Source organism: Nocardioides jishulii, assembly GCF_006007965.1.
Lineage (GTDB): Bacteria > Actinomycetota > Actinomycetes > Propionibacteriales > Nocardioidaceae > Nocardioides > Nocardioides jishulii.
The window spans coordinates 165,139-189,585 of the sequence record NZ_CP040748.1 but is presented as its reverse complement, the minus strand read 5'-3'; the positions used below and the strand labels follow the sequence as shown (position 1 = coordinate 189,585).

Here is a 24,447-nt window from a genome sequence, read left to right as displayed (position 1 = left end):
ACTTGCCTGAACGTGTCGGGGGAAGTGGAGAGAGTCGAGTTGCCCGAGGAAATCGTGGAGCGTGAGGTCGCCGCCGAGCAGGCGTTCGTCGACCGGGTCTACGTCCAGCTGGAGAAGTCCGCCACCGCCGCCCAGCAGCTCGCCGCGGAAGGCCACGGCCGAGGCAAGCTCGGGCACGAGGGCGGCCTCGTCGAACGCGATGCCATGGTCTTCCAGGCCGCCAAGCGCATCGCCCAGCTCGACGCTGCCCACGAGGGGCTCGTCTTCGGGCGCCTCGACCTGCGTCCCGAGCTCGACGCCGCTCCCCGCTACGTCGGTCGCATCGGCCTGCGCGACGACGACCGCGACTCGCTGCTGATCGACTGGCGCGCCCCTGCGGCCGCCGTCTTCTACCAGGCCACGGCCGCGGAGCCGTCCGGCGTCGTACGCCGTCGCGTGCTGCGCTCGGACCACCGTACGGTCGTCGGCGTCGAGGACGAGCTGCTCGACGACTCCGTCGAGACGGACCTGCCGATCATCGGTGAGGGCGCCCTGATGGCGCAGCTCTCCCGGGCCCGCGACCGGTCGATGCACTCCATCGTCGCCACCATCCAGGCCGAGCAGGACAAGGCGATCCGCGCGCCCGGCAAGGGTGTCGTCTCCATCTCCGGTGGCCCCGGCACCGGCAAGACGGTCGTGGCGCTGCACCGCGCCGCCTACCTCCTCTACTCCGACCGTCGCCGCTACGAGTCGGGCGGCGTGCTGGTCGTCGGACCTTCCGGCGTCTTCATGCGCTACATCGAGCGCGTGCTGCCCTCCTTGGGCGAGACGGCCGTGGCGCTGCGCTCCCTCGGTGAGGTCGTCGACGGGGTGCGGGCGACGCGCCACGACACTCCGGCCGTGGCCGACGTCAAGGGCAGCGCGCGGATGACCGAGCTGCTGCGTCGCACCGCCCGCCAGCAGGCGCCCGGCAGCCCCCGCGAGTTCGAGATCTTCTGGCGTGACACCAAGATCCGCCTTGACCCCCCGGTGCTCAGCAAGCTGCGCCGCCAGCTGATGTCCAACGGTGAGCGCAACCGCCAGATCTCCCGCGTCGCCTCGACGCTGCTCGACGCGATGTGGCGCCAGGTGCGCAGCGACCGTGGCCGCGAGCGGGGGCGCGAGCTCTTCAACGAGGACATGCTCGACGACCGCCGCTTCCTCGACTTCGCCGTCGAGTGGTGGCCGCCGCTCGACGCCGCCGACGTCCTCACCTGGCTGCGCGACCCCGAGCTCCTCGCTCGCGTCTCCGACGGCGTCCTCGACGCCACGGAGCAGAAGCTGCTGCTCGAGTCGTGGGCCGGCGACCCGTCGTTGAGCGTGGAGGACGTGCCGCTGCTCGACGAGCTGCGCTACCTCATCGGTGACGTCCCGCAGCGCACCGACGACGACCACAGCCTCGACGACCACGTGGGCGGCGACCTGCAGGAGCTCACCACGGTCTCCGACCGCGACTTCGCCGGCGGCCGCTCGTGGCGCCCGCCGACCTACCGGATCGACGACGATCCCTTCGCCCACGTCCTCATCGACGAGGCGCAGGACCTCACCCCCATGCAGTGGCGCATGGTCGGACGCCGCGGGCGCGCCGCGTCGTGGACCATCGTCGGCGACCCCGCCCAATCGTCCTGGCCGGTGCGTGCGGAGGCCGAGGCGGCCCGCGACGAGGCGCTGCGCGGCAAGGAGATCCACTCCTTCCACCTGTCGAAGAACTACCGGAACTCCTCCGAGATCTACGCCCACGCGGAGGCGTACGCCAAGCGCGTCGGCCTCGACGCCGACCTGCCCGAGGCGGTGCGCTCGACCGGCGAGCACCCGGTCGTCGTGCAGGCCGGTGGCGACCCGGAGGCGGCCGTGCGAAAGGCCGTCACCGACATCGCCGGCCGCGTGGCCGGCACCGTCGGCATCGTGGTGCCGATGGCACGCCGCTCCCAGGTCAACAGTTGGCTCGCCTCGTGGGAGGAGTTCTCCGCCGACGCCAAGGGCGCCCGGGCCGCGATCGACGACTCGGTCGCGCCGTCCGGCGACGACCGGGTGGTCGTGCTCACCGGCCTCGACACCAAGGGTCTCGAGTTCGACGGCATCGTCGTGGTGCGACCTGACGAGATCGAGACCGAGTCGAGCACCGGCCGAGCGACGCTGTACGTCGTGCTCACCCGCGCGACGCAGCTGCTGACGGTCGTCGAGGCCTGACGAAACCCGGTGACGTGACCGGCGGTCGCGTGCGAGGGTGACCCGCATGACGATCAGGATCATGGGCGTTGACGAGCGGGACTCGGCGTGGGAGGACGAGCAGCCCCGCTTCCGGGTCTACTTCCAGTACCCGGGCGAGCAGCCGAGCGTCGACTCGATGGCCGGGATGTGGACCGCGACGTACGACGTCACCGGCGCCGACGTGCTGCAGGTCGTCGACTGGGCCCAGCGCCGGGCCGGCGACGAGCTGGTCTACTCCGTGGCGCTGGTCCTGGACCGACCCCACCGGTTCCCCGGCGACGAGCGGGGACTGCTGTGGGTGGTCGGCATGGACGCCAACGACTCCTACCCCGACGCCGCCCAGCGCGAGGTCAAGCGGCGGATGCTGGCGCGGCGTCGTGACCCGGTCCGGGTGGGTCCGGACGACCGGATGCCCGACTCCGCGACGATCGCCGAGTGAGGCCCCGGGGCGTACGCTGAGCGACCCGCCCGTGAGGAGACGACATGGTTGAGCTGGTCCGGAGCAACGACGTGGCACTCGTGGGGATGATCGAGGCCCTGCTGCAGGACGCCGACATCCCCCACCAGGTCACCGACCGCAACATGAGCGCCATCGAGGGCTCGGTGATGGCGATCCCGATGCGGGTCATGGTGCCCGAGGAGCGCGAGGTGGAGGCGCGTCAACTGCTGACCGACGCCGACCTCGGCACCTGGCTGCGCCCCTGACCGATGCGTCGGCCGGCCTGGGGCACCCTGGCGTCAGTGCCCGGGACGCTCCGGCGGGTTGTCGAGCAGCATGGGGCCGAAGACGATGCGGTCGACCTCGATGCGGATCGCCACGCGCGTCGAGTCGGTGTCCGCAGGACGACGGTAGCGAGGGGTGTAGAGCTCGACCGCGCGATCGATCGACGGGCGATCGGTCACCACGGTGGCCACGCCCTCGATCGTCGACCACTGGGGGCCGTCGACCTGACAGACCGCGACACGGGCGCCCTCGGGGGTCGCGGAGGCCTCCTCCACGTTCTTCACCTTGCGCGACCCGGCGCGGGTGATGATCCAGGCGCACTGCTGCTGGGGGTCGAGGGTGACGCCCACCGGCACGACGTGCGGGCGGCCGTCGGGACGGATCGTGGTGAGGGTGTTGAGGTGGTACTCCGAGTAGAAGTCCCACAGCTTGCTGGGGAACGCGTCCCAGCCCGGGCGGAAGATGCTCATGGCGTCACCTTCTCACCCCGGTGGGCCAGCACGACGCGACGCTCCCGCTCGGCCACGCGGCCGAGTCAGCCGCGCGGCGTGACCGAGTAGTGCACGGTGGCGCGCCCGACGGCGACGCCCAGGCGTACCTCCACGGTCGTGCGGTGACCGGTCGCCGGGACCACCCGTTGCGGGACGCCGTCGAGCACCTCGTCGCGGGTGGCGCCGACCGCGTAGCCGTCGGCGTCGAGACCGGCGCGGATCCGTTGCTCGTGGGCCCGGAGATCGGGGTCGGTGACGAACATGCTCACCTCGAAGGCCCCGTCCTCACCCGCCACCGCGTTGACGGTGTGACCGCCCTCGGGCAACGGGAGCGTGGTCGGGAACCCCTCGGGCAGGGGCAGGTCCTCGCCGAGGACGAGCGTGCCGTCCTTGCCCTCGATGGTGATCGTGCCGGCCTCGGAGTCGACCTCCACGTCCTCGACGTCGTCGGACTGCTTCTTGGCCGCGTCGGCGATCGACTTCTCGACCGCGTCCTCGCCTGCCTTCTCGGCCTTGTCGGCTGCTCCGCAGCCGCCGAGCAGCACGCCGCCCACGACCACGCCCACGACCGCCACGCAGGCCACCACTCTTCGTCGCACGGGTCCCTCCTCCGTCTCCTCCTTCACCCTCGCACGACAGGAGGGCCATGGACTGGGAGGATCAAGGCATGAGCGACTCCCCCTACGTACGCCGCCTCGGCACGCTGGCGCTCGACGCCGTCCTCGTCGTGGTCTTCGCGACCCTGGGCGCTCGTACGCACCACGACGGCGCCGTGGGCGTCTCCGAGGTCGCGGACGTGGCGTGGCCCTTCCTGGTGGGACTCGGGCTGGCGCACGCGCTGCGCCAGGTGCCGTGGACCCCGGTCTCCGGAGTGGTGGTGTGGATCAGCACCGTGGCGGTCGGGATGGCGCTGAGGATCGCGACGGGCGACGGCACCGCGCTCGCCTTCGTGCTGGTCGCCACCGGCTTCAACCTCCTCACCCTGGTCGGGTGGCGCCTGCTGGCCCTGCTCGTCACCCGGCGCCGCACGCCCAGCTGACAGGCCAGCTGACCAGGGCGGCTCATCCGGGCGACCCATCCGTGAGGCCCCTCGGCGACGAACACCGGGTGTGCCGAGACCCACGAGAGCCACCGCGCGCCATGCCTTCCACGGAGTCGTCGCGACCTGCGTCGGCATGGCCCTGGCCCACCTGGTGGCGGCGCTGACCCTCCCCGACGCCTCCCCGGTCTACGCGGTGGGCGCGACGGTGGTCGACCTGACCCCCACCCCGCTCAAGGAGTGGGCGATCCGTGAGTTCGGGACGGCCGACAAGGCGGTCCTGCTGGGCACCGTGCTCATGGCAGTCCTGCTCCTCGCGGCGCTGGCTGGCGTGCTGGCCCGCCGCGATCCGGCGCTGGGGGTGGCCACGCTGGTCGTCCTCGCCAGCCTGGCCGCCGGGGCCGCGGTGGGCCGCCCGGGAGCCGGCCCAGCCGACGTCCTTCCGAGCGTCGCGGCCGCGGTGAGTGGCGCCGTCGTCCTGCTCTGGCTGGTGCGAAGGGACGCGCGTACGGCACCGGCCGCCGAAGACCCAGCGGGCAACGCCCCGAGTCGCCGCGGGGTCCTCCTGGCGGGTGCCGGGCTCACCGCCGTCGCCGCCGGGCTCGCGGCCGGCGGCGAGTGGTTCATGCGCAGCGCCCGGCAGATCGGCAACATCGTGCTCCCGGCGGCGGCCGACCCCGCCGGGCCCTTCCCACGGGGTCTGGAGGAGACCGTCCCGGGCGTCACGCCGCTGCGCACCCCGACCGGCGACTTCTACCGGATCGACACCCGCCTGATGCTGCCGCGCGTCGGCGTCGACGGCTGGTCACTGACGGTCGACGGCGACGTCGAGCGCAAGGTCACCTTCACCTTCGACGAGCTCGCCGCGATGCCACTGACGGAGCGCGACATCACTCTCACCTGCGTCTCCAACGAGGTCGGGGGCCCCTACGTCGGCAGCGCACGCTGGCTCGGCGTACCGCTGCGCGACCTGATGGACCGCGCCGGGACCCGGCGCACCGGCGCTGACCAGATCCTCTCCACCGACGTCGACGGGATGACCATCTCCACTCCGCTCCCGGTGGCGCTGGACGGGCGCGACTCAATGATCGCCATCGGCATGAACGGTTCCGCCCTGCCCCTGGAGCACGGCTTCCCGGCGCGGATGGTGGTGCCGGGGCTCTACGGCTTCGTCTCCGCCTGCAAGTGGATCACCCGGATGACGCTGACCACCTACGACGACCAGCAGGCCTACTGGACCGAACGTGACTGGGCGACCGACGCCCCGATCCGCATCTCGAGCCGGATCGACACCCCCCGAGGGCTCTCCAGGGAGAAGGCGGGCGACCTGGTGATCGGCGGGATCGCCTGGGCCCAGCACGTGGGGATCGAGGGCGTGGAGGTGCGCATCGACGGCCGGGCGTGGCGCCGCGCCACGCTCGGCCCCGAGGTGGGCGACGACCACTGGCGCCAGTGGTACCTGCCGTGGCGGGCGGAGGAGGGCACGCACTACCTCGCCTGCCGGGCCCGCGCCAAGGACGGCACGGTGCAGGAGTCGGTACGACGCGAGCCCTTCCCGAGCGGTTCCAGCGGCATCCAGGAGATCGCCGTCACCGTCACCTGAAGCGCGCCCCGGCGGCCGGATGAAGAAACTTCATCGAACGAGCCATCCAGCGCCCTCCCCCGCTCCGAAGAGCAGGTATCAGGCCCGAAGACAGGGCACCGGCGTCCGGCCCACGGACTCCGTCCTCATCTCGAAAGGCACCACCATGAAGCTCAAGAACCGCACCGCCGGACTGGCCGCACTCGCGCTCACCCTGTCGCTGGGCCTCGCCGCCTGTGGCGACGACGACTCCGACACCAACGCCAACAGCTCCGAGACCTCGTCGTCGGCCACGCCGACCCCCTCGCCCTCCGAGGACGACTCCATGTCCGCCTCGGCCGACACCGCCTTCGGTCCCGCCTGCGCCTCCCTGCCCACCGAGGGAGACGGATCGGTCACCACGATGGCCGAGCAGCCCGTCGCCACCGCAGCCGCGGGCAACCCCCTCCTGAAGACCCTGGTCGCCGCGATCAAGCAGGCTGACCTGGTCGACACCCTCAACAACGCCGAGTCGCTCACCGTCTTCGCCCCCACCGACGAGGCGTTCGCCAAGATCCCCGAGAAGGACCTCAACGCCCTGCTCGCCGACAAGGCCGCCCTCACCAAGGTCCTGACCCACCACGTGGTCGGCGCGGCCGTCGGTCCCGACAAGGTCGGCGGCAAGCACGAGACGCTCAACGGCGACAACGTGACCGTCAAGGGCTCCGGCGAGGAGTGGACCGTCGACGGCGCGGCCGTCCTCTGCGGCAACGTCTCCACCGCCAACGCCAAGGTCTACGTCATCGACACGGTCCTCATGCCCTGATCGATCGACCAGCAGCCGAGGACCGACGTGGACCACCTGAGGCCCGTGCCCCCGGAGGAGCCCGCACCCGCGGGCTCCCCCGGGGCGGGCGGCCAGACCGACCTCGCTGACCTGCTCCGACGCTCGGCGCGGGGCGACGAGGCGGCCTTCGCCCGGCTGTACGACCTCACCTGCGCCCGGGCGTACGGCCTGGCCCTGCGCGTGGTGCGCAACCCGAGCCACGCGCAGGAGGTCACGCAGGAGGCCTACCTCGACGTCTGGCGCCACAGCGCCCGCTACGACGAGGCACGGGGATCGGTGCCGGCACTGCTGCTGACTATCGTGCACCGCAAGGCCGTCGACCGGGTCCGCTCGGTCGAGAGCTCCACCCAGCGGGAGTCCGCCTGGGAGCGTGAGGCCCGGCCCGTCGACCACGACGCGACGGTCGAGACCGTGCACGCCTCGCTCGAGGGGCACCGCGTCCGCGGAGCGCTCGCCGAGCTGACGACGGTGCAGCGCCAGGCGATCGAGCTGGCCTACTTCGGTGGATACACCCACGCGGAGGTGGCCACCCTGCTGGACGTGCCCCTGGGCACGGCGAAGACCCGAATCCGAGACGGCCTGATCAGGCTGCGCGACACCCTGGGGGTGGGATCATGAACGACATCCATCTGCTCTCGGGCGCGTACGCCCTGGGCGCGCTCGGCGACCTCGAGGAGGCTCGCCTCGAGGGACACCTGGTGCAGTGCCCGGAGTGCACCGAGGAGGTCCGGTCGTTGCGGGAGACCGCTGCACTCCTGGCCGAGGACCTCGCCACCACACCTCCTCCCGAGCTGCGCGGTGCCGTGCTGGACGAGATCTCGCGGGTACGTCCCCTCCCGCCGGTGGTGCCGCAGCTGCGGCGTCGCGCCATGGCCCGACTCCTGCCGCTCCTGGTGGCCGCGGCGGTGCTGGTGGTCGGGACCGGCGTCCTCGCCTGGCGTCCGTGGAGCTCGCAGGACATGGCGCCCACGGCGGTGCCCACCGCCGCCGAGCGGGTCCTGCAGGCCGACGACGCCGTCCGCGCGGTGGTCGACCTCGGCGAGGCCGGCCGGGCCACCGTGGTCCGCTCCGCCAGCGAGAACCGTGCGGTCATCGTGACCGAGCGGATGGCCGCACCTCCCGAGGGGAAGGTCTTCCAGGTCTGGCTCCAGACCCCCGACGACGACATGGTCCCGGCCGCCGTGATGGCGCCGGTGCCCGACCAGACGGTGCTGCTCGACGGCGACGCGGCCGAGGCGGTGGGCGCCGGGATCACCCTGGAGCCCGAGGGCGGGTCACCCTCCCCGACGACTGAGCCGATCGCCCTCTTCGACCTGGCGTGACCCGGCGGAGGCGTCAGCAGGCGTCGGGCGCCAACGCGTACTCGCCGGTGACGCCGCCGTCACCACGGCTGGTGAGGGTCAGGGTGGCGTCGACTGCGTCCTGCCCAGTGGCAGCGGCACCACGCATCCGGAGCACCACCACCTGGCTGACCACCGGCGCAGCCTCGATCTCCTCCGGGAAGTCGCCCTCCACCGGCGGGACAACGGGGTCCTCCTGGGAGACGGAGGAGACCAGGTCAGTCTGCAGTCCGTTCGCCTCAGCGCGCTCACCCAAGGTCGCCCCCTCGAGCTGCGCGTCGCTGCCCCAGTCCATGAAGGTGACGCTGCACGCCTGCTCGCGGACGGCGACGACCGACGCCTTCTCCGGCACGGGGAGTGTGGTCGGCAACCAGGCGGGGAGCGTCAGCGCGGTGGGCTCGGACGACTCAGCGACGTCTGCCGGGGAAGGCGTCACCTTCTGTGCCCCCCGCTCCGCGCGCTCGGTCCGGGCCGCGCCTGACCCGTCGTCCCCCGACGAGCAGGCCGACAGGGCGGCGAGCAGCAGCGCTGCCGCAGCGCCTGCGCGCCACCCGCGTACGACGAGTCCTTGCTGACCGCGCACGGCGACCTCCTGCCCGAGCGGGACCGAGGCCAGGAAGGTGCGACGGTGCCACGTGGAGCCGAGCATGGCACGACCGCCTGGCCCCGAGGGCGCCTGAGAAAAGGATCCCCAATAAGGAGTAGCGCGGGCCCGACGTCAGAGGCGGGTGACCTGCCCGGCCTCCACGTGCCAGCGCTGGTCGACGCTGACGTTCTCCAGGAGCCGACGGTCGTGGGAGACCAGCAGCAGGGTGCCGGTGTAGGACTCCAGCGCCTGCTCCAGCTGCTCGATGGCAGGCAGGTCCAGGTGGTTGGTCGGCTCGTCGAGCACCAGCAGGTTGACCCCGCGTGCCTGGAGCAGCGCCATCGCCGCGCGGGTGCGCTCACCGCCGGAGAGACGGCCCACCGGGCTGGCGACCTGGTCGGCCTTGAGCCCGAACTTCGCCAGCAGGGTGCGTACGTCGGCCGGCGGCATCTCCGGCACCACCGCCTCGAAGGCGTCGCCCAGCGGCAGCGCGTCGTCGAGCCCGGTCCGGGCCTGGTCGATCCGGCCGACGGCGACCGTCGCCCCCAACGACGAGCGGCCCTGGTCGGGCTCGACCTCCCCGAGCAGGAGCGAGAGCAGCGTCGTCTTGCCGGCACCGTTGGGTCCGGTGATGCCGATCCGGTCGCCGGCGTTGACCTGCAGCGAGACCGGACCGAGGGTGAAGTCGCCCCGGGTCACCACCGCGCCGTCGAGCGTCGCGGCCACCGTGGAGCCGCGGGGGGCGGTGGCGATCTCGAACTGGAGCACCCACTCCTTGCGGGGCTCCTCGACCTCGTCGAGGCGCGCGATCCGCGACTCCATCTGGCGGACCTTCTGGGCCTGCTTCTCGCTCGACTCACTCTGGGCCCGGCGACGGATCTTGTCGTTGTCCGGGCTCTTCTTCATCGCGTTGCGCACGCCCTGGGAGCTCCACTCACGCTGCGTGCGCGCGCGGGAGACGAGGTCGGACTTCTTGTCGGCGAACTCCTCGTAGGCCTCGCGCGCGTGCCGCTTGGCGACCGCGCGCTCGCTGAGGAAGGACTCGTAGCCGCCGTCGTGCACGGTGACCTCGTGCTGGGCGAGGTCAAGCTCGACGATCCGGGTGGCGCAGCGGGCGAGGAACTCGCGGTCGTGCGAAACCAGCACGACGCCGGCGCGCAGGCCGCGTACGAAGGTCTCCAGCACCTCGAGCCCGGCCAGGTCAAGGTCGTTGGTGGGCTCGTCGAGCAGCACCACGTCGAAGCGGCTGAGCAGCAGGGCCGCCAGGGCGACGCGGGCCGCCTGCCCGCCGGAGAGCGCGGTCATCATCGCGTCGGGTCCGACCTCCAGCCCGAGCTCGGCGAGCTGCGCCGGGAGCCGGTCGTCGAGGTCGGCGGCGCCCGAGGCCATCCACCGGTCGAACGCGACGGCGTAGGCGTCGTCGATGCCGGGGGTGTCGCTGCCGAGGAGCGCTGCGGTGCGCTCCATCTCGGCGGTCGCCTCCGCGGCGCCGGTGCGCCGGGCCACGTACGCCGCGACGCTCTCCCCCTCGATGCGCTCGTGCTCCTGGGGCAGCCAGCCGACGAAGGCGTCCGCGGGCGCCAGGGAGACGGTGCCGTCGAGCGGCTCGTCGAGCCCCGCGAGGAGGCGCAGCAGGGTCGACTTGCCCGCGCCGTTGGCTCCCAGCACGCCGACGACGTCACCGGGGGCGACCGTCAGGTCGAGGCCTTCGAAGAGGATGCGGTGCCCGTGGCCCCCGGCCAGGTTCTTCGCGACGAGGGTTCCACTCACCGCCTCAGCCTAGGCGGAGGGTCGGCGCGCATCGAAGACGCCATGTGCGGGCACCGCGTGGGCACAGGAAAAAGACGTGGGGCGACCAATCCGGATGCCCCCGCCGCTCCGAACCAGCAGTGACGGCAGCGCCGTACGCCGTCGCCGCCCTGAAGTGAATCCACGAAAGGCAACCCCCATGAAGCTCAAGAACCGTTCCATCGGCCTGGCAGCGATCGCCCTCACCGTCTCGCTCGGCCTGGCGGCCTGCGGCGACGACTCCTCCTCCTCCGACAACAGCTCATCGGACTCCAGCTCCTCGGCCACCCCCACCCCCACGCCGTCGCCGTCGCCGACGGAGGAGTCCATGGCTGCCCCCGCCGCCGACGCTCCCTTCGGCCCCGGTTGCTCGGCCGTGCCCTCCAAGGGCCCCGGATCGGTCAAGTCCATGGCCAACCAGACGGTCGTCAAGGCCGCCTCCGAGAACCCCCTGCTGACCACCCTCGCCAGCGCCATCAAGGCGGCCGGGCTGGTCGACACCCTCAACAACGCCGAGTCGCTCACCGTCTTCGCGCCCACCAACGAGGCCTTCGCCGCGATCCCCAAGAAGGACCTCGACGCCCTCCTGGCCGACAAGAAGGCCCTGACCAAGGTGCTGACCCACCACGTGGTGGACCAGGAGATCGAGGTGGCCAACCTCGCGGGCAAGCACAAGACCCTGAACGGTGACGACGTGACCGTCGAGGGCTCCGGCGAGGAGTGGACGGTCGACGGCGCGGCGGTGCTGTGTGGCAACGTCGACACCGCCAATGCCAAGGTGTACGTCATCGACGCCGTGCTCATGCCCTGAGCCTCGTCCTGACCCCACCTCCTAAGGACTGACGTGGACCAGCTCCGGCCCATCCCTTCCGAGGACCCCACCCCGGGGTCCTCGGAAGGGAATCCGTCCGTCGACCTCGCCGGGCTGCTCCGACAGTCCGCTCGCGGTGACCAGACGGCGTTCACCCAGTTCTACGACGCCACCAGCCCCCAGGCGTACGGCCTGGCCCTGCGGGTGGTGCGCAACCCCGCCCACGCCCAGGAAGTGACCCAGGAGGCCTACCTCCTGATCTGGCGCCACAGCGCCCGGTTCGACCCGAAACGTGGTTCAGCGGTCGCCTGGCTCCTGACCATCGTGCACCGCAGGGCCGTGGACCGGGTGCGGGCGAGCGAGAGCGCCACCCGCCGCGACCGCACCTGGGAGCAGAGCTCCCGCACCATCGACCACGACCAGACGGCCGAGACCGCCCAGGCCTCCATCGAGGGACGACGCGTACGCCGCGCCGTCGCCGAGCTGACGCCGGTGCAGCGTCAGGCCGTCGAGCTGGCCTACTTCGGCGGTTACACGCACACTGAGGTCGCGAGCATGCTCGAGGTCCCACTCGGCACCGCCAAGACACGTATCCGAGACGGGCTCATCCGCCTGCGCGACGCCCTGGGGGTGGCACGATGAACGACATCCACCTGCTCACCGGTGCGTACGCCCTCGACGCCCTCGACCCGGACGAGCGCGCCCGGTTCGAGGCCCACGTCGTCGACTGCCCCGAGTGCGCCGAGGAGGTCGCGGAGCTCCGTGAGACCGCCACCATGCTCAGCGAGCTGGAACCTGTTGCCCCGCCGGCCGAGCTGCGCACCGGCATCCTGGACCTGGTCGCCCAGGTCCGCCCACTACCTCCCGAGGTGCCGCACGACGCACCCGTCGAGCTCTCCACCCGCCGGCGGCGGCGCCGCCTGCCCCTGATCGCCGCCGCGGCCGCCCTCGTGATCGTGGGAGCCGGCGCGGGGATCGGGGTGTGGAGCCCGTGGGAGGCCAACTCACCGTCGCTGAGCGCCGCCGAGCAGGTGATCGCCGCCGAGGACGCCGAACGCGAGGTCGTCGACCTCGGCGAGGCCGGGCGCGCCACGGTCGTACGCTCGGTGAGCGAGGAGGGTGCCGTGCTGATGACCGAGGACATGGTGGCCCCGCCGAAGGGCAAGGTCTACCAGGTCTGGTTCCAGACCTCCGACGACGACATGGTCCCGGCCGGAGTGATGGAACCGGTACCCAACCAGACACTGCTCCTCGACGGCCCCGCCGCCGACGCCACCGGCGTCGGCATCACGGTCGAGCCGATCGGCGGCTCGAAGGCCCCCACCTCCGATCCGATCGCCCTCTTCGACCTCGCCGAGGGCTGACCGCGCCCGAAGGGACGATCAGGACGCCGCCGGGAGGTCCTCCCAAGGGTCCTCGCTGGCGCCTTCCCTGACCGCGGGCGTCGTCGCCCAGCCTTCGTCGTCACTGCCGCTGCTCGCGGCCAGCGTCATCAGCAGCAGGGTGGTCGCGGCGCTCGTGGACCTGCGTCGCACGTCGTTGCCTCGTTTCGCTCGGGGGTGTTGGCCCCTCCTGACTGCCCGGACACCAGACGCCTCAAACGCCCCTGCGAAGAATCATCAGACGGATGGATGCCGACAGCCGCCTCCGAGACCGGGCGGACGCACGACGCCGCCCGCCCCAGAGGGACGGACGGCGTCGAGGCTGAGGAAGAGGAATCAGGCGAGCGTGAAGGAGACGTCGCCGATGTAGACCGATTGGGAGGTGTCCCGCTCCGCCACCGGCGGCAGGCCGCCGAAGTAGAACTGAAAGGGAATGCTGCTGGTGGGCCCAGAGATCACCACCATCGCCCTGCCCTTCGGGTCCGCCGGGTCCGCCGGGTTGCCATCGCGACCATAGATGAAGACGCCGGTCGTGTTGCCATAACCGCTTACCCCTGGCCCTAGCGCCACGTACCCGGGCGCACTGAACGACACCGCATCCTCACCGCGCCCAGAGATTCCAGTCATGGTGAAGGTCACATCCGTGACGGGGCGACTGAACGTCAGGGCGTAACGTCCCCTGGAGTTTCCTCCGATCACATATTGGTGCACCGTCACACCGTTCACCGGGACGTCATCAGAGCCCATTCCGATCACCTCAAGGTCGAGGTGACGGTTGGCTCCCGTGCCGTACGTGGGATGGGGACCCATCCCCGCATCCTCATAGTCGATGGTCGTAATGCCCATCGTCACCAGCAGCCCCTGGGCAGTGGTCGTGGACACGACAAAAGACGTCCTCGCCACATCGGCCGCGCCCCGCGCCACCGAGAAGACGCCCACGTCCGGACCAGCCGGCGGCGACCCGGCATAGGCCGGGGTCGCGCCCGCCAGCACCACTGCAGGCACACCCCACGCGCCCGCCCGCAGCAGCGAGCGGCGGCCGGGTGCAACGGATCCAGCGAGTTCGCTCATTGAATCGTCCAGCGTCATCAGATGCTCCATCCACCGAGGGCCGCAGCCCCGACGACCCCGGTCGCCACGTTGCCCAGCCCTTTGACCGGTGCAAGCCAGCTCGTAATCCCCCGGTGGATTCAGCCCGCGCGAGAAAGTTACACGACGTCCACGATCTGCCGGAGCAGATCGTGGACGTCGTGAGCAGTCAGAGACGCAATCAGTACGACTTGGGCAGCCCCAGCGAGTGCATCGCCACGAAGTTGAGGATCATCTCGCGGCTGACCGGAGCGATCCGGCCCAAGCGCGCGGCGACCATCATGTTGGCCAGGCCGTACTCCACGGTGAGGCCGTTGCCGCCGTGGGTGTGCACCGCGACGTCGGTGGCGTTGCAGGCGATCTCGCCACCGGCGTACTTGGCCATGTTGGCGTACTCACCGGCACCGAAGTCGTCGCCGGCGTCGTAGAGCGCGGCCGCCTTCTGCCAGAGCAGCCGGGCCTGCTCCAGCTCGATCTTGGCCTTGGCGAGCGGGTGCGCGATGCCCTGGTGGGAGCCGATCGGCGCCTTCCACACGGTGCGGGTCTTGGCGTACTCGACCGCCCGGTCGATGGCGAACTTCGCCATGCCGCAGGAGAACGCGGCACCCATGATCCGCTCGGGGTTGAGACCGGCGAACAGCTGCACCAGACCGGCGTCCTCGTCACCGACGAGCGCGTCGGCGGGGAGCCGGACGTCGTCGAGGAAGAGCGTGAACTGCTTCTCCGGCGCCGACCAGGCCATCGGGATGACCTGCTTGGAGAAGCCCTCGGCGTCGGTGGGCACCACGAAGAGCGCCGGCTTGAGCTTGCCGGTCTTCGCGTCCTCGGTGCGCGCGACGATGAGCACCAGCTGCGCCTCGTCGACACCCGAGATGAACGTCTTCTGACCCTTGAGCACCCACTCGTCGCCGTCGCGGCGCGCAGTGGTGGTGATCTGGTGGGAGTTGGAGCCGGCGTCGGCCTCGGTGATGCCGAAGGCCATCGTGATGGAGCCCTCCGCGATGCCGGGCAGCCACCCCTGCTTCTGCGCTGGCGTGCCGTAGCGACCGATGATCGAGCCGCAGATGGCCTGGCTGACGACCATCATCAGCAGCGGGGCGCCCTGGCCGGCCGCCTCCTCGAGCACCGCGGCCAGGTCGGACATGCCGCCCCCGCCGCCGCCGTACTCCTCATCGATGTTGACGCCCAGGAAGCCGTTGCGGCCCATCTCCTGCCACAGCTCGGTGGTCTTGCCGCCCTCGGCGGCCTGCTTCTCGACGTACTCGCGACCGTACTTGCCGGCCAGCTTGGCGACGGCCTCGCGCAGCGCCAGGCGCTCCTCGGGCTCGGTGAACGCAACCTGGGTCATGCCTGTGCTCCTTCTTCGTCGCCTTCGACGACCGCGAGGACGTCGCCGGCGCCGACCTGGCTGCCGGGCTTCACGCTGATGCTCGCGACCACGCCGTCGGTGGGCGCCGCGATGGTGTGCTGCATCTTCATCGCCTCCATGACCAGGACGGTCTGGCCGGCTGTGACCTGCTGGCCCTCCTCGACGGCCACGGAGATGACGCTTCCGGGCATCGGGGCGAGCAGCGAGCCGGTGGCCACCTGCTCCGAGGGGTCCACGAAGCGGGGCACCTTGGTCAGCTCCACGTAGCCGGCCGGGGAGTCCACGTGCACGACCGGGGCGGCGAGGTCGGCGGCGTCGATCGCGACGGCGTACGTCACCGCGACGCCGTCGTGCTCGAGCGTCACCGACGTCGACGAGGCGGAGAGCACCGTGCCGCTGTCACCGGTGTAGCCGCCACGACCGCCGTACCACTCCACCCGCACCGGCTCCTCGGAACCGTCGAGGGTGAACTCGGTGACCTGCGGCGCCGAGACGATGTTGCGCCAGCCGACCGGGATGCCACGCTGCACGGTGCGCACCTCACGGGCCGCCTCCATCAGCGCGACGGTGGCCGCGAAGGCCGAACGCTCGACGAGGGTCTCGTCGACGTGGCTCGTGCGGGTGACGAGTTCCTGGGTCTCGAAGAAGTCGGTGGAGACGTCGCCGGCCATGAAGACCGGGTGACGCAGCACCTCGACGAGCAGGTCGCGGTTGGTGGTCAGGCCGTGGAGCTTGGCCTTGGCCAGCGCGCCGGCGAGCTGGCGCAGGGCCTGCTCGCGGGTGGCGGCGTGCACGATCACCTTGGCCAGCATGGCGTCGTAGTGCGTGCCGACCTCGGAGCCGGAGACGAAGCCGGTGTCGAGGCGCAGGCCGCCCAGGCCAGCACCGCCGGTCGGGTTGGCGAACTCGGCGATCACACCGGGGATCTCGAAGGCGCCCAGGGTGCCGGACTGCGGCTGCCAGTCGGCGGCCGGGTCCTCGGCGTAGAGGCGGACCTCGACGGCGTGGCCGTGCGGCTGGGCCGACGCGGCCTCGGCGAAGTGGCCCAGCGGACGGCCCTCGGCCACGGCGATCTGCGCCTCGACCAGGTCGACGCCGAAGATCGCCTCGGAGACCGGGTGCTCCACCTGGAGGCGCGTGTTCATCTCCAGGAACCAGAAGCGGGTGGGGTCGGACGCGTCGACCAGGAACTCGACCGTGCCGGCGCCGACGTAGTCGATCGCGGCGGCGGCGTTGCGGGCCGCCTCGTGCAGCGCGGCGCGGGTCTCCTCGCTCAGGCCGGGGGCCGGGGCCTCCTCGATGACCTTCTGGTGGCGGCGCTGGATGGAGCAGTCGCGCTCACCGAAGACCGCGACGGTGCCGTCGTGGTCACCCACGACCTGCACCTCGACGTGGCGGCCGTGCTCGACGTACGGCTCGACGAAGACGGTGCCGTCGCCGAAGGCCGAGGCAGCCTCGGCCGAGGCGAGCTCGACCTCCTTGGACAGTGCGGAGAGGTCGCGGACGATGCGCATGCCTCGGCCACCGCCGCCGGCGCTGGCCTTGACCAGCAGCGGCAGGTCAGCCTCGGTGGCCGTGGTGCCCAGGTCGGCGAGCACCGGCACGCCGGCGGCCTCCATGAGCTTCTTCGACTCGATCTTGGAGCCCATCGAGACGATCGACTCGGGCGCGGGGCCGATCCAGGCGATGCCGGCCTCGATGACCTGGCGGGCGAAGTCGGCGTTCTCCGACAGGAAGCCGTAGCCGGGGTGGATGGCGTCGGCGCCGGTCTTGCGGGCGGCCTCGATGACGAGGTCGGCGCGCAGGTAGGTCTCGGCCGGGGTGTTGCCCGGCAGGCGGACCGCCTGGTCAGCCTCGGCCACGAAGGGCAGGCCGGCGTCGGCGTCGGAGTGGACCGCGACGGTCTCGATGCCGAGGCGGCGCGCGGTGGTGAAGACGCGGCGGGCGATCTCGCCGCGGTTGGCGACGAGGATCCGGCTGATCACGCGCGGTGCGGTGACGCTGCTGGTGGTGGTGTCAGTCATTGGTTTTCACTCACATCCTGAAGACGCCGAAGCGGTCGGTGCCCTCGGTGGGGACGGTGTCGATGGCGGAGAAGGCGATGCCCAGCACGGTGCGGGTGTCGCGCGGGTCGATGACGCCGTCGTCGTAGAGCATTCCGCTCAGGACGTAGGGCAGGGACTGCTCCTCGACCATCTGCTCGACGAAGGCACGCATGCCGGCGTCGGCCTCCTCGTCGTACGGCTTGCCCTTCGCCTCGGCCGCGGCGCGGGAGACGATCGAGAGCACGCCGGCGAGCTGGGCCGGGCCCATGACCGCCGACTTCGCGTTGGGCCAGGTGAAGAGGAAGCGCGGGTCGTACGCCCGTCCGTTCATGCCGTAGTTGCCGGCGCCGTAGGAGGAGCCGATCAGCACGGAGATGTGCGGGACGGTCGAGTTGGAGACCGCGTTGATCATCGCGGCGCCGTGCTTGATGATGCCGCCCTGCTCGTACTCCTTGCCGACCATGTAGCCGGTGGTGTTGTGCAGGAAGAGCAACGGCGTGTTCTTCGAGTTGGCCAGCTGGATGAACTGGGTCGCCTTCTGCGCCTCCTCGGAGAAGAGCACGCCCTGGGCGTTGGCCAGGATGCCGATCTCGCGGCCGTGCAGGCGCGCCCAGCCGGTGACCAGCGAAGAGCCGTAGAGCGGCTTGAACTCGTCGAAGGGCACCTCGTTTCCGGCGGAAACTCCGTCGACGATGCGGACGATGACGTCGCGCGGGTCGAAGGGCTCCTTGAGGTCGGTCGGGATCAGGTCGAGCAGGGTCTCGGGGTCGTACGCCGGCTCGGCGTAGGTCCGCTCGCCCTCGGGACGCGCCTTCTTCCAGTTGAGGCGCGCGACGATGCGGCGGCCCAGGCGGATCGCGTCACGCTCGTCCTCGGCCAGGTAGTCGGCCAGGCCAGAGATGCGGGCGTGCATCTCGGCGCCGCCCAGCTCCTCGTCGTCGGTCTCCTCACCGGTGGCCATCTTGACCAGGGGCGGGCCGGCCAGGAAGACCTTCGCCTGCTCCTTGACCATGACGGTGTAGTCGCTCAGGCCGGGGACGTAGGCGCCACCGGCGGTCGAGTTGCCGAAGACCAGCGCGATGGTCGGCTGGCGACGGCCCGAGGCGCGGGCGAGGTCACGGAAGATCTTGCCGCCCGGAATGAAGATCTCCTTCTGCGTCGGCAGGTCGGCACCGGCCGACTCCACCAGGGAGATCTGCGGGAGGTTGTTCTCCTCGGCGATCTGCGCGGCACGGAAGGTCTTCTTCAGCGTCCACGGGTTCGACGCGCCACCCTTCACGGTGGGGTCGTTGGCGGAGATCATGCACTCCACGCCCTCGACGACGCCGATGCCGCAGACGGTGGAGGCGCCGACGGTGAAGTCGGAGCCCCAGCCGGCCAGCGGGCTCAGCTCGAGGAACGCGGTGCCCTCGTCGATGAGCAGCTCGATGCGCTCACGCGGCAGCAGCTTGCCGCGCTTGTGGTGGCGGTCGATGTACTTCTCGCCGCCGCCGGCGATGGCCTTGGCGTGCTGCTCGTCGAGGTCGGCCAGCTTGCCGAGCAGGTGCGCGCGGCGCTTCTCCTCGGTGGTCAGCTCCTCCGTGGAAAGCTCGTCGGCCGCCTCGGCGGCAGGGTCAACAGTGGTCTCGGTCATGAGGCGTATCCCAACAACTTGGCGGCAAGGTCAGTGAGCACTTCGGTGGCGCCTCCCCCGATGGGCAGGAGCCGGGCGTCGCGGTAGTGCCGCTCCACCTCGGTGCCGTGCATGTATCCGCTCCCGCCGTGCAGCTGCACGGCCTGGTCGCAGACGTACGTGGCGGCGTTGCACGCCGTCTCCTTCGCGAGGCAGGCCGACGCGATGATCTGCTCGTTCGGTCCTCCGGCGGCGACGTACTGCTCGGCCACCAGGTGGGTGTAGGCCTTCGCGGCCTCGACCTGGCGGCGCATCTCGACGAGCTTGTGGCGCACCACCTGGCGGGTGATGAGCGGCTTGCCGAAGGTGTCGCGCTGGCGGCAGTAGTCAGCCGTCAGCGCGAGCGAACGCTCGGCAATCGCGTAACCGTGGATGGCCAGCGCCATCCGCTCGACCACGAACTGCTCGGCGATGTACCAGAAGCCGGCGTTCTCGTCGCCGACGAGGTTGCCCACCGGCACCCGCACGTCGACGTAGCTCAGCTCGGCGGTGTCGGAGGAGTGCCAGCCCATCTTGGCGAGCTTGCGGTCGACGGCGAAGCCGGGCGTGCTCGTCGGCACGACGATCAGCGAGATCCCGCCGGCGCCGGGGCCACCCGTGCGGACGGCAGTGGTCACGAAGTCGGCGCGGGTGCCCGAGGTGATGAAGGTCTTCGACCCGTTGATCACCCACTCGTCCCCGTCGCGCACGGCGGTGGTGCGGATGTTGCCGACGTCGGAGCCGCCGCCGGGCTCGGTGATGCCGAGCGAGCCGATCATGTCGCCGGCCACCGTGGGGCGGACGTACGTGTCGATCAGCTCGTCGGAGCCGTGGGCGATGATGTGCGGCAACGCGATGCCGTGGGTGAAGAGCGCGGACATCAGGCCCGACGTGGCGCCTTCGGAGAACATGCCCTCCTGCATGGCGACCGTGTCGAGCAGGCCGCCGCCGGCGCCTCCTGCTGACTCGGGGATCGAGATGCCCATCAGGCCGGCCGCAGCCGCCTTCTTGTGCAGCTCGCGCGGGAGCGCACCGGCGTCCTCCCACTCCTGGATGTGCGGCGCGATCTCGCGCCGGGTGAACTCCGCGGCCGCGGCCTTGAGGGCTTCGCGGTCCTCGGCCGTGGAGAGTCCTTCGGCTGCTGCCGTCACAGCAGGCCTCCTTCGACAGTGACATGGCGGGAACGGACCCACTCGCCCAGCGCCTTGGCCTGGGGGTCGACGCGGGTGGATGCTGCGACACCGGCTCCGAGGAGTCGGTGGATGACGACGTTGACGGCGCCCAGCTTCGGCAGGGCGTAGACGTCGACGTCGAGGTCGGCGGCCTCGGGCACGAGCTCGCGCACCTTCTCAGGGGTGACGAAGTCGAGCAGCCAGGCGACGCGGGCGGCGTACTTCTCCTGCTCCTCGGGATCAACGGACTCGTCGCCCTGCCCATGCGCGACTCCGTCGCGAGGGACCCACAGGCCCAGGTTGGCGTTGCCGCCCTTGTCACCCGAGCGGGCGTGGACCAGGCGGCCGAGCGGGACGGTCTCGCCCTCGGTCACGGCGACACCGGCGGCGGTCGTACGCCCGGCGTCCGCGACGGCTGCGGCGTCGAGGGGTGCGTACGTCGTCGGGTCGGCGATCACCTCACGGGTGCCGTCGGCGTGCACGACGGTGTGCTCGACCGTGTCGCGCGCGACGTACTCCGGGCGGTAGATGCCGTAGGGCGAGGCGGGCGCCGGCGGACCGACGAGCGTGCAGCCGGGGTAGGAGGCCAGCGCGATCTCGACGGCGGGAGCGGTGAAGCCCTTGCCGGCGACCTTGGCGTCGGCGTCCAGGGCCATGACCCGCAGGATCGTCGCGGCCTCGGCCATCGTGGCCGGGTCGTCGACCGGCGGCGGACCCTCGGACCAGACGACCGTGGCGGGCGCCTTGTCGCCCCACGCCTCGGTGACCTGCTCCTTGATCCAGGCGACCTTCTCGTCGGTGTCGAGTCCGGTGATCAGGAACTCCATGGTGTTGCGGAAGCCGCCGAGCTCGTTGACGCAGACCTTCAGGGTCTCCGGGGGCGCCTGGCCGGCGACCTTCGCGATCGCGACCCGGTCGTCGCCCGCCTGGGTGACCTCGATGCTGGTGAGGTCGGCGGTGGCGTCGGGGCCGAGGTAGAGGCCGGACTGGATCTCGTAGACCAGCTGGGCGGTGACGGTGTCGACCGTGACCGCGCCGCCGGTGCCGGCGTGCTTGGTGATGACCGAGGAGCCGTCGGCGGCGATCTCGGCGATCGGGAAACCCATCTTCTGCTGGCGCGCCCCCTTCGGCAGGGTCAGGAAGCCGGAGAAGTTGCCGCCGGTCGCGTGGGTGCCGCACTCGATGACGTGGCCGGCGACCATGGCGCCGGCGATGGCGTCGTGGTCCTCCAGCGTCCAACCGTGGTGGGCCGCGGCGGGGCCGACGATGACGGAGGCGTCGGTGACGCGGCCGGTGACCACCACGTCGGCGCCTGCCTTGAGCGCGGCGGTGATGCCGAAGCCGCCGAGGTAGGCGTTGGCCGTGAGCGCACCTGCGAAGCCCAGGTCGGCGGCCCGACCGCGCAGGTCGTCACCCTCTACGTGGGCGATCTTCACGTCCAGCCCGAGTCCGCCTGCGACCTCGCGGAGCTTCTCGGCCAGGCCGGCGGGGTTGAGGCCGCCGGCGTTGGTGACGACCTTGACACCCTTCTCGAGCGCGGTGCCCAGGGCGTCCTCGCACTGGCGTACGAAGGTGCGGGCGTAGCCGAGGTTGGGGTCCTTGAAGGTGTCGCGACCCAGGATGAGCATCGTCAGCTCAGCCAGGTAGTCACCGGTGAGGTAGTCGAGCGGGCCGCCCTCGAGCATCTCGCGGAAGGCCGAGAGCCGGTCGCCGTAGAAGCCGGAGCAGTTGCCGATCAGGACAGGGCTGGTCACGGAGTGGTCACTCATGCGACGGCTCCCCGGGCAGGGCGGCCGCCACCGGCCGGACCGGCGAAGGCCTGGGCGATCGTCAGCCACTTCTCGGCGTCGTCGCCCACGGCGACCAGGTCGGTGTCGTCGCGGTGCACGCGCTGGGTGACCAAGCGGCAGAAGTCGAGGGCCGACCCGGTGACCGTCTGCGCGGCGTCGGCAGGTCCGTACGTCCACACCTCGCCCGACGGTGCGGTGAGCTCGACGCGGAACTCCTCGGCCGGGGCCTCGAGCTCGTTGTTCTTGAAGGAGTAGTTGCGGGTGCGCACGCCGATGTGGGCGACGTGGCGGATCCGGTCGGTCGGCTCCGGCGCGACACCGAGGGCGTCGGCGACGTCGAGGGCGTGGGCCCAGGTCTCCATGAAGCGGGCGCTCGCCATGGAGGCGGGCGACATCGGCGGCCCGAACCACATCAGCTTCTCCCCGGAAGGAAACTCCGCCAGCGTCTTGGCCAGGGCCGGGCGGGCGGCCTGCCAGCGAGCGAGCAGCTCGGCGGGCGCGACGGCCGCTCCGGCGACGGCGCACTCGTCGACGTAGCCGGTGGGGTTCATGATGGCGCCCATCACCTCGGCGTCCCACGCCTCCTTGTCGGTGGCCGCCTTGACGGCGACCTCGTCGGTCCAGGCGAGGTGGGCGATGGTGGTGGCGACGTCCCAGCCCTCGGCGGGGGTGGGGGTGCGCCAACCAGCCTCGTCGAGGGGCGCGACGAGCGCCTCGAGGGCGTCGCCCTCCGCGGCCAGGTCGGTCAGGATGCCGTCGAGGACGGGATCGGACATGCTCAGGCTCCTTCGGTGGTGCTCTGGTCAGGGCTGCTCAGAAGTTGGGCGTCGAGGGCGACGGCCCACGCGTCGAGGATGCGAGCGCGACGACGGGTGTCGTCGGAGATCGTGTTGGCCAGACCCAGACCGCGTACGAGGTCGAGCGTGGCCTGCACCAGCTCGCGGGCACCGCGGGCGTTGCCGTCGACGCCGAGGGCAGCGGCGGTCAGCTGGTGGGTCTCGCGCCCGACGCGCTGCTCGAGCGGTCCGACGGCCTCAGCCAGGGCCGGGTCGGTACGCGCCGCGACCCAGAGCTCGAGGGCGGCGGAGAAGATCGGCGAGGTGAAGTGCTCGGCGAGCAGCTCCAGCACCGCACGCGTACGCCCCACCCCCGTGGGGGCGTGCGCGAACGCCGCTGCGAGCTCGGCGCCACGCGTGGTGGAGATGTGCTCGACGGCGGCGACGACCAGGTCGTTCTTGGTCGGGAAGTGGTGCAGCTGCGCTCCACGCGAGACCCCGGCGCGCTGGCTCACCAGCGTGGTGGAGGTGCCCGAGAAGCCGTACTCGACCAGGCACTCGACGGTGGCCTCCATGAGGCGCGCCCGCATGGCGCGGGTGCGCTCCTCCTGCGGGACGCGGGTCGGATTCGTGCTCATGTCGAGAATCGTGCCTCGGGAAGCTACAAACAGTCAAGCCTGTCTGTATCTGTTTCTTCGTGTCTCCCCGAGGGCTGGCGGACCAGAGGCGGAGTCCTCGTTCCCCTAAGGTGTGCGGCAGGAGAACCGGGTCTTGGACCCGGACGAACGAGGAGGAATCCGTGTCGACCCACGGCAACGAACCCAACGACCCGCAGAACCCTGGTGGCCAACCGCCCTACGGTGACCAGCCGGGCCAGCCGCCGTACGGCGACCAGCCGCAGCAGCCGGGGCAGTCGCCCTACGGCGAGCCGCAGTACGGGCAGCCCTCGTACGGCGAGCCCCAGTACGGCCAGCAGCAGTACGGCTCCCCCTACGGCGAGCCCGCCTACGGCCAGGTGCCGCCCGGTGGCTACGGCTACAGCGGGGGCACCGGCGGTGGCGAGTTCAGCGTCGGCGCGGCGTTCTCCTACGCCTGGGCGAAGTTCAAGGCCAATGCGGGTGCCTTGATCGCCATCACGGCCGTCGGCCTGGTGCTGACCGGCGTGCTGAGCAGCATCGGCAGCTCGTTCTCCGGGGCGAACACCGACCTGAACGACGCCGCCGACGTGACGGCGGCCGTCGGCTTCTCCGGGATGGGCACGCTCTTCTCCATGCTCGCGTCCATCGCCAGCATGGTCATGCAGGCCCTGCTGATCAAGGCCGGCCTCTCGATCACCCGCACCGGCACCATCGGTGACCTCTTCGGCGGCATCAACTGGCTCCACGTGATCATCGCCAGCGTCGTGCTGTCGGTCCTCACCACGATCGGCCTCGTGCTCTGCCTCCTGCCCGGTCTCGCCGTCATGTTCTTCACGTTCTTCACGCTCTTCTTCATCATCGACAGGGACCAGAACGCCTTCGAGGCGATCGGGTCGAGCTTCAGCTTCGTCTCGAAGAACGCCGGGACGATGTTCGTCTTCGCCCTGGCCTGCTTCGGCGTCTACCTGCTCGGCTTCATCGCCTGCTGCGTGGGCCTGCTGGTCGCCTTCCCGGTGGCCGCCGTCGCGCAGTCGTACACGTTCCGCACGCTCCAGGGTGAGCCGGTCGCTCCCTGATCCGCCACCCCTCACGCGACGAACCCGCCCGGAGCCATCCGGG

General features: G+C 71.2%; 25 protein-coding genes. 12 read left to right on the top strand and 13 right to left on the bottom strand.

Features of this window, described 5'->3' with window-relative positions:
• The first annotated feature begins 39 nt into the window (after positions 1-39).
• Genes FCL41_RS00855 through FCL41_RS00845 form a run of 3 tightly spaced genes read left to right on the top strand, consistent with a single transcriptional unit; the run spans position 40 to position 2,934 of the window.
• A complete protein-coding gene (locus tag FCL41_RS00855; protein ID WP_137064412.1) occupies positions 40-2,208 on the top strand; it encodes a HelD family protein in 2,169 nt (722 codons plus the stop codon).
• Positions 2,209-2,254: 46 nt separating this feature from the next.
• Positions 2,255-2,668 carry a hypothetical protein gene (locus FCL41_RS00850; RefSeq protein ID WP_137064413.1) on the top strand — a complete coding sequence of 138 codons (414 nt, stop codon included), beginning with the start codon at positions 2,255-2,257 and terminating at the stop codon, positions 2,666-2,668.
• Positions 2,669-2,712: 44 nt separating this feature from the next.
• The gene (locus FCL41_RS00845) at positions 2,713-2,934 is read left to right on the top strand and encodes a putative signal transducing protein (RefSeq protein WP_137064414.1); all 222 of its coding nucleotides are present in this window, start codon (positions 2,713-2,715) and stop codon (positions 2,932-2,934) included.
• A 33-nt stretch (positions 2,935-2,967) separates the two neighbouring features.
• Here FCL41_RS00845 and FCL41_RS00840 read toward each other — a convergent pair whose 3' ends face one another.
• Both FCL41_RS00840 and FCL41_RS00835 read right to left on the bottom strand, forming a co-directional pair.
• Positions 2,968-3,423, bottom strand: a complete 456-nt coding sequence (locus tag FCL41_RS00840; protein WP_137064415.1) for a pyridoxamine 5'-phosphate oxidase family protein — start codon at positions 3,421-3,423, stop codon at positions 2,968-2,970.
• A 65-nt stretch (positions 3,424-3,488) separates the two neighbouring features.
• On the bottom strand, positions 3,489-4,043 hold the full coding sequence (locus tag FCL41_RS00835; protein ID WP_137064416.1) for a hypothetical protein: 555 nt from the start codon (positions 4,041-4,043) through the stop codon (positions 3,489-3,491).
• A 68-nt stretch (positions 4,044-4,111) separates the two neighbouring features.
• On the opposite strand from FCL41_RS00835, the gene FCL41_RS00830 reads away from it, so the two are divergent.
• The 5 genes from FCL41_RS00830 (at position 4,112) to FCL41_RS00810 (ending at position 8,213) form a co-directional block, all read left to right on the top strand.
• Positions 4,112-4,483 (top strand): DUF3054 domain-containing protein, encoded by a 372-nt coding sequence (locus tag FCL41_RS00830; RefSeq protein WP_137064417.1) that lies wholly within the window; start codon positions 4,112-4,114, stop codon positions 4,481-4,483.
• 70 nt (positions 4,484-4,553) lie between these two features.
• Positions 4,554-6,086, top strand: coding sequence for a molybdopterin-dependent oxidoreductase (locus FCL41_RS00825; RefSeq protein ID WP_239021713.1), 1,533 nt, complete (start codon positions 4,554-4,556; stop codon positions 6,084-6,086).
• 145 nt (positions 6,087-6,231) lie between these two features.
• Positions 6,232-6,870, top strand: a complete 639-nt coding sequence (locus tag FCL41_RS00820) for a fasciclin domain-containing protein (RefSeq protein ID WP_137064418.1) — start codon at positions 6,232-6,234, stop codon at positions 6,868-6,870.
• 27 nt (positions 6,871-6,897) lie between these two features.
• Positions 6,898-7,509, top strand: a complete 612-nt coding sequence (gene sigK, locus FCL41_RS00815) for an ECF RNA polymerase sigma factor SigK (RefSeq protein WP_137064419.1) — start codon at positions 6,898-6,900, stop codon at positions 7,507-7,509.
• Positions 7,506-8,213 (top strand): anti-sigma factor, encoded by a 708-nt coding sequence (locus tag FCL41_RS00810; RefSeq protein ID WP_137064420.1) that lies wholly within the window; start codon positions 7,506-7,508, stop codon positions 8,211-8,213. The genes sigK (FCL41_RS00815) and FCL41_RS00810 overlap by 4 nt, the downstream gene beginning before the upstream one ends.
• A gap of 13 nt (positions 8,214-8,226) precedes the next feature.
• On the opposite strand, the gene FCL41_RS00805 is transcribed toward FCL41_RS00810, so the two are convergent.
• Positions 8,227-8,880, bottom strand: a complete 654-nt coding sequence (locus FCL41_RS00805; protein ID WP_137064421.1) for a hypothetical protein — start codon at positions 8,878-8,880, stop codon at positions 8,227-8,229.
• Positions 8,881-8,949: 69 nt separating this feature from the next.
• Positions 8,950-10,587, bottom strand: a complete 1,638-nt coding sequence (locus tag FCL41_RS00800; protein ID WP_137064422.1) for an ABC-F family ATP-binding cassette domain-containing protein — start codon at positions 10,585-10,587, stop codon at positions 8,950-8,952.
• Between the two features lie 178 nt (positions 10,588-10,765).
• On the opposite strand from FCL41_RS00800, the gene FCL41_RS00795 reads away from it, so the two are divergent.
• From FCL41_RS00795 to FCL41_RS00785, 3 genes are read left to right on the top strand one after another with little or no spacing between them, the layout of a single operon-like run.
• Positions 10,766-11,416, top strand: coding sequence for a fasciclin domain-containing protein (locus tag FCL41_RS00795; protein WP_137064423.1), 651 nt, complete (start codon positions 10,766-10,768; stop codon positions 11,414-11,416).
• Between the two features lie 33 nt (positions 11,417-11,449).
• The gene (gene sigK, locus FCL41_RS00790; RefSeq protein WP_137064424.1) at positions 11,450-12,058 is read left to right on the top strand and encodes an ECF RNA polymerase sigma factor SigK; all 609 of its coding nucleotides are present in this window, start codon (positions 11,450-11,452) and stop codon (positions 12,056-12,058) included.
• Positions 12,055-12,780, top strand: coding sequence for an anti-sigma factor (locus tag FCL41_RS00785; RefSeq protein ID WP_137064425.1), 726 nt, complete (start codon positions 12,055-12,057; stop codon positions 12,778-12,780). Before sigK (FCL41_RS00790) ends, FCL41_RS00785 begins: the two co-directional genes overlap by 4 nt.
• 18 nt (positions 12,781-12,798) lie before the next feature.
• Here FCL41_RS00785 and FCL41_RS16885 read toward each other — a convergent pair whose 3' ends face one another.
• From FCL41_RS16885 to FCL41_RS00745, 9 genes are all read right to left on the bottom strand, one after another.
• Positions 12,799-12,951 (bottom strand): hypothetical protein, encoded by a 153-nt coding sequence (locus FCL41_RS16885; RefSeq protein WP_170970142.1) that lies wholly within the window; start codon positions 12,949-12,951, stop codon positions 12,799-12,801.
• A 183-nt stretch (positions 12,952-13,134) separates the two neighbouring features.
• Positions 13,135-13,887: a hypothetical protein gene (locus FCL41_RS00780; protein ID WP_137064426.1), complete on the bottom strand. Its 753-nt coding sequence runs from the start codon at positions 13,885-13,887 to the stop codon at positions 13,135-13,137.
• A gap of 181 nt (positions 13,888-14,068) precedes the next feature.
• The gene (locus tag FCL41_RS00775) at positions 14,069-15,235 is read right to left on the bottom strand and encodes an acyl-CoA dehydrogenase family protein (RefSeq protein WP_137064427.1); all 1,167 of its coding nucleotides are present in this window, start codon (positions 15,233-15,235) and stop codon (positions 14,069-14,071) included.
• The gene (locus tag FCL41_RS00770; RefSeq protein WP_239021712.1) at positions 15,232-17,280 is read right to left on the bottom strand and encodes an ATP-binding protein; all 2,049 of its coding nucleotides are present in this window, start codon (positions 17,278-17,280) and stop codon (positions 15,232-15,234) included. The genes FCL41_RS00775 and FCL41_RS00770 overlap by 4 nt, the downstream gene beginning before the upstream one ends.
• Positions 17,281-17,290: 10 nt before the next feature.
• Positions 17,291-18,934: an acyl-CoA carboxylase subunit beta gene (locus tag FCL41_RS00765; protein ID WP_137064428.1), complete on the bottom strand. Its 1,644-nt coding sequence runs from the start codon at positions 18,932-18,934 to the stop codon at positions 17,291-17,293.
• The gene (locus tag FCL41_RS00760) at positions 18,931-20,103 is read right to left on the bottom strand and encodes an acyl-CoA dehydrogenase family protein (protein WP_137064429.1); all 1,173 of its coding nucleotides are present in this window, start codon (positions 20,101-20,103) and stop codon (positions 18,931-18,933) included. The genes FCL41_RS00765 and FCL41_RS00760 overlap by 4 nt, the downstream gene beginning before the upstream one ends.
• Positions 20,100-21,893 (bottom strand): acyclic terpene utilization AtuA family protein, encoded by a 1,794-nt coding sequence (locus FCL41_RS00755; RefSeq protein ID WP_137064430.1) that lies wholly within the window; start codon positions 21,891-21,893, stop codon positions 20,100-20,102. Before FCL41_RS00755 ends, FCL41_RS00760 begins: the two co-directional genes overlap by 4 nt.
• A complete protein-coding gene (locus FCL41_RS00750) occupies positions 21,890-22,690 on the bottom strand; it encodes a TIGR03084 family metal-binding protein (RefSeq protein ID WP_137064431.1) in 801 nt (266 codons plus the stop codon). Before FCL41_RS00750 ends, FCL41_RS00755 begins: the two co-directional genes overlap by 4 nt.
• A gap of 2 nt (positions 22,691-22,692) precedes the next feature.
• The gene (locus FCL41_RS00745; RefSeq protein ID WP_137064432.1) at positions 22,693-23,328 is read right to left on the bottom strand and encodes a TetR/AcrR family transcriptional regulator; all 636 of its coding nucleotides are present in this window, start codon (positions 23,326-23,328) and stop codon (positions 22,693-22,695) included.
• Positions 23,329-23,489: 161 nt separating this feature from the next.
• On the opposite strand from FCL41_RS00745, the gene FCL41_RS00740 reads away from it, so the two are divergent.
• On the top strand, positions 23,490-24,404 hold the full coding sequence (locus FCL41_RS00740) for a hypothetical protein (RefSeq protein ID WP_137064433.1): 915 nt from the start codon (positions 23,490-23,492) through the stop codon (positions 24,402-24,404).
• The last annotated feature ends 43 nt before the right edge of the window (positions 24,405-24,447 follow it).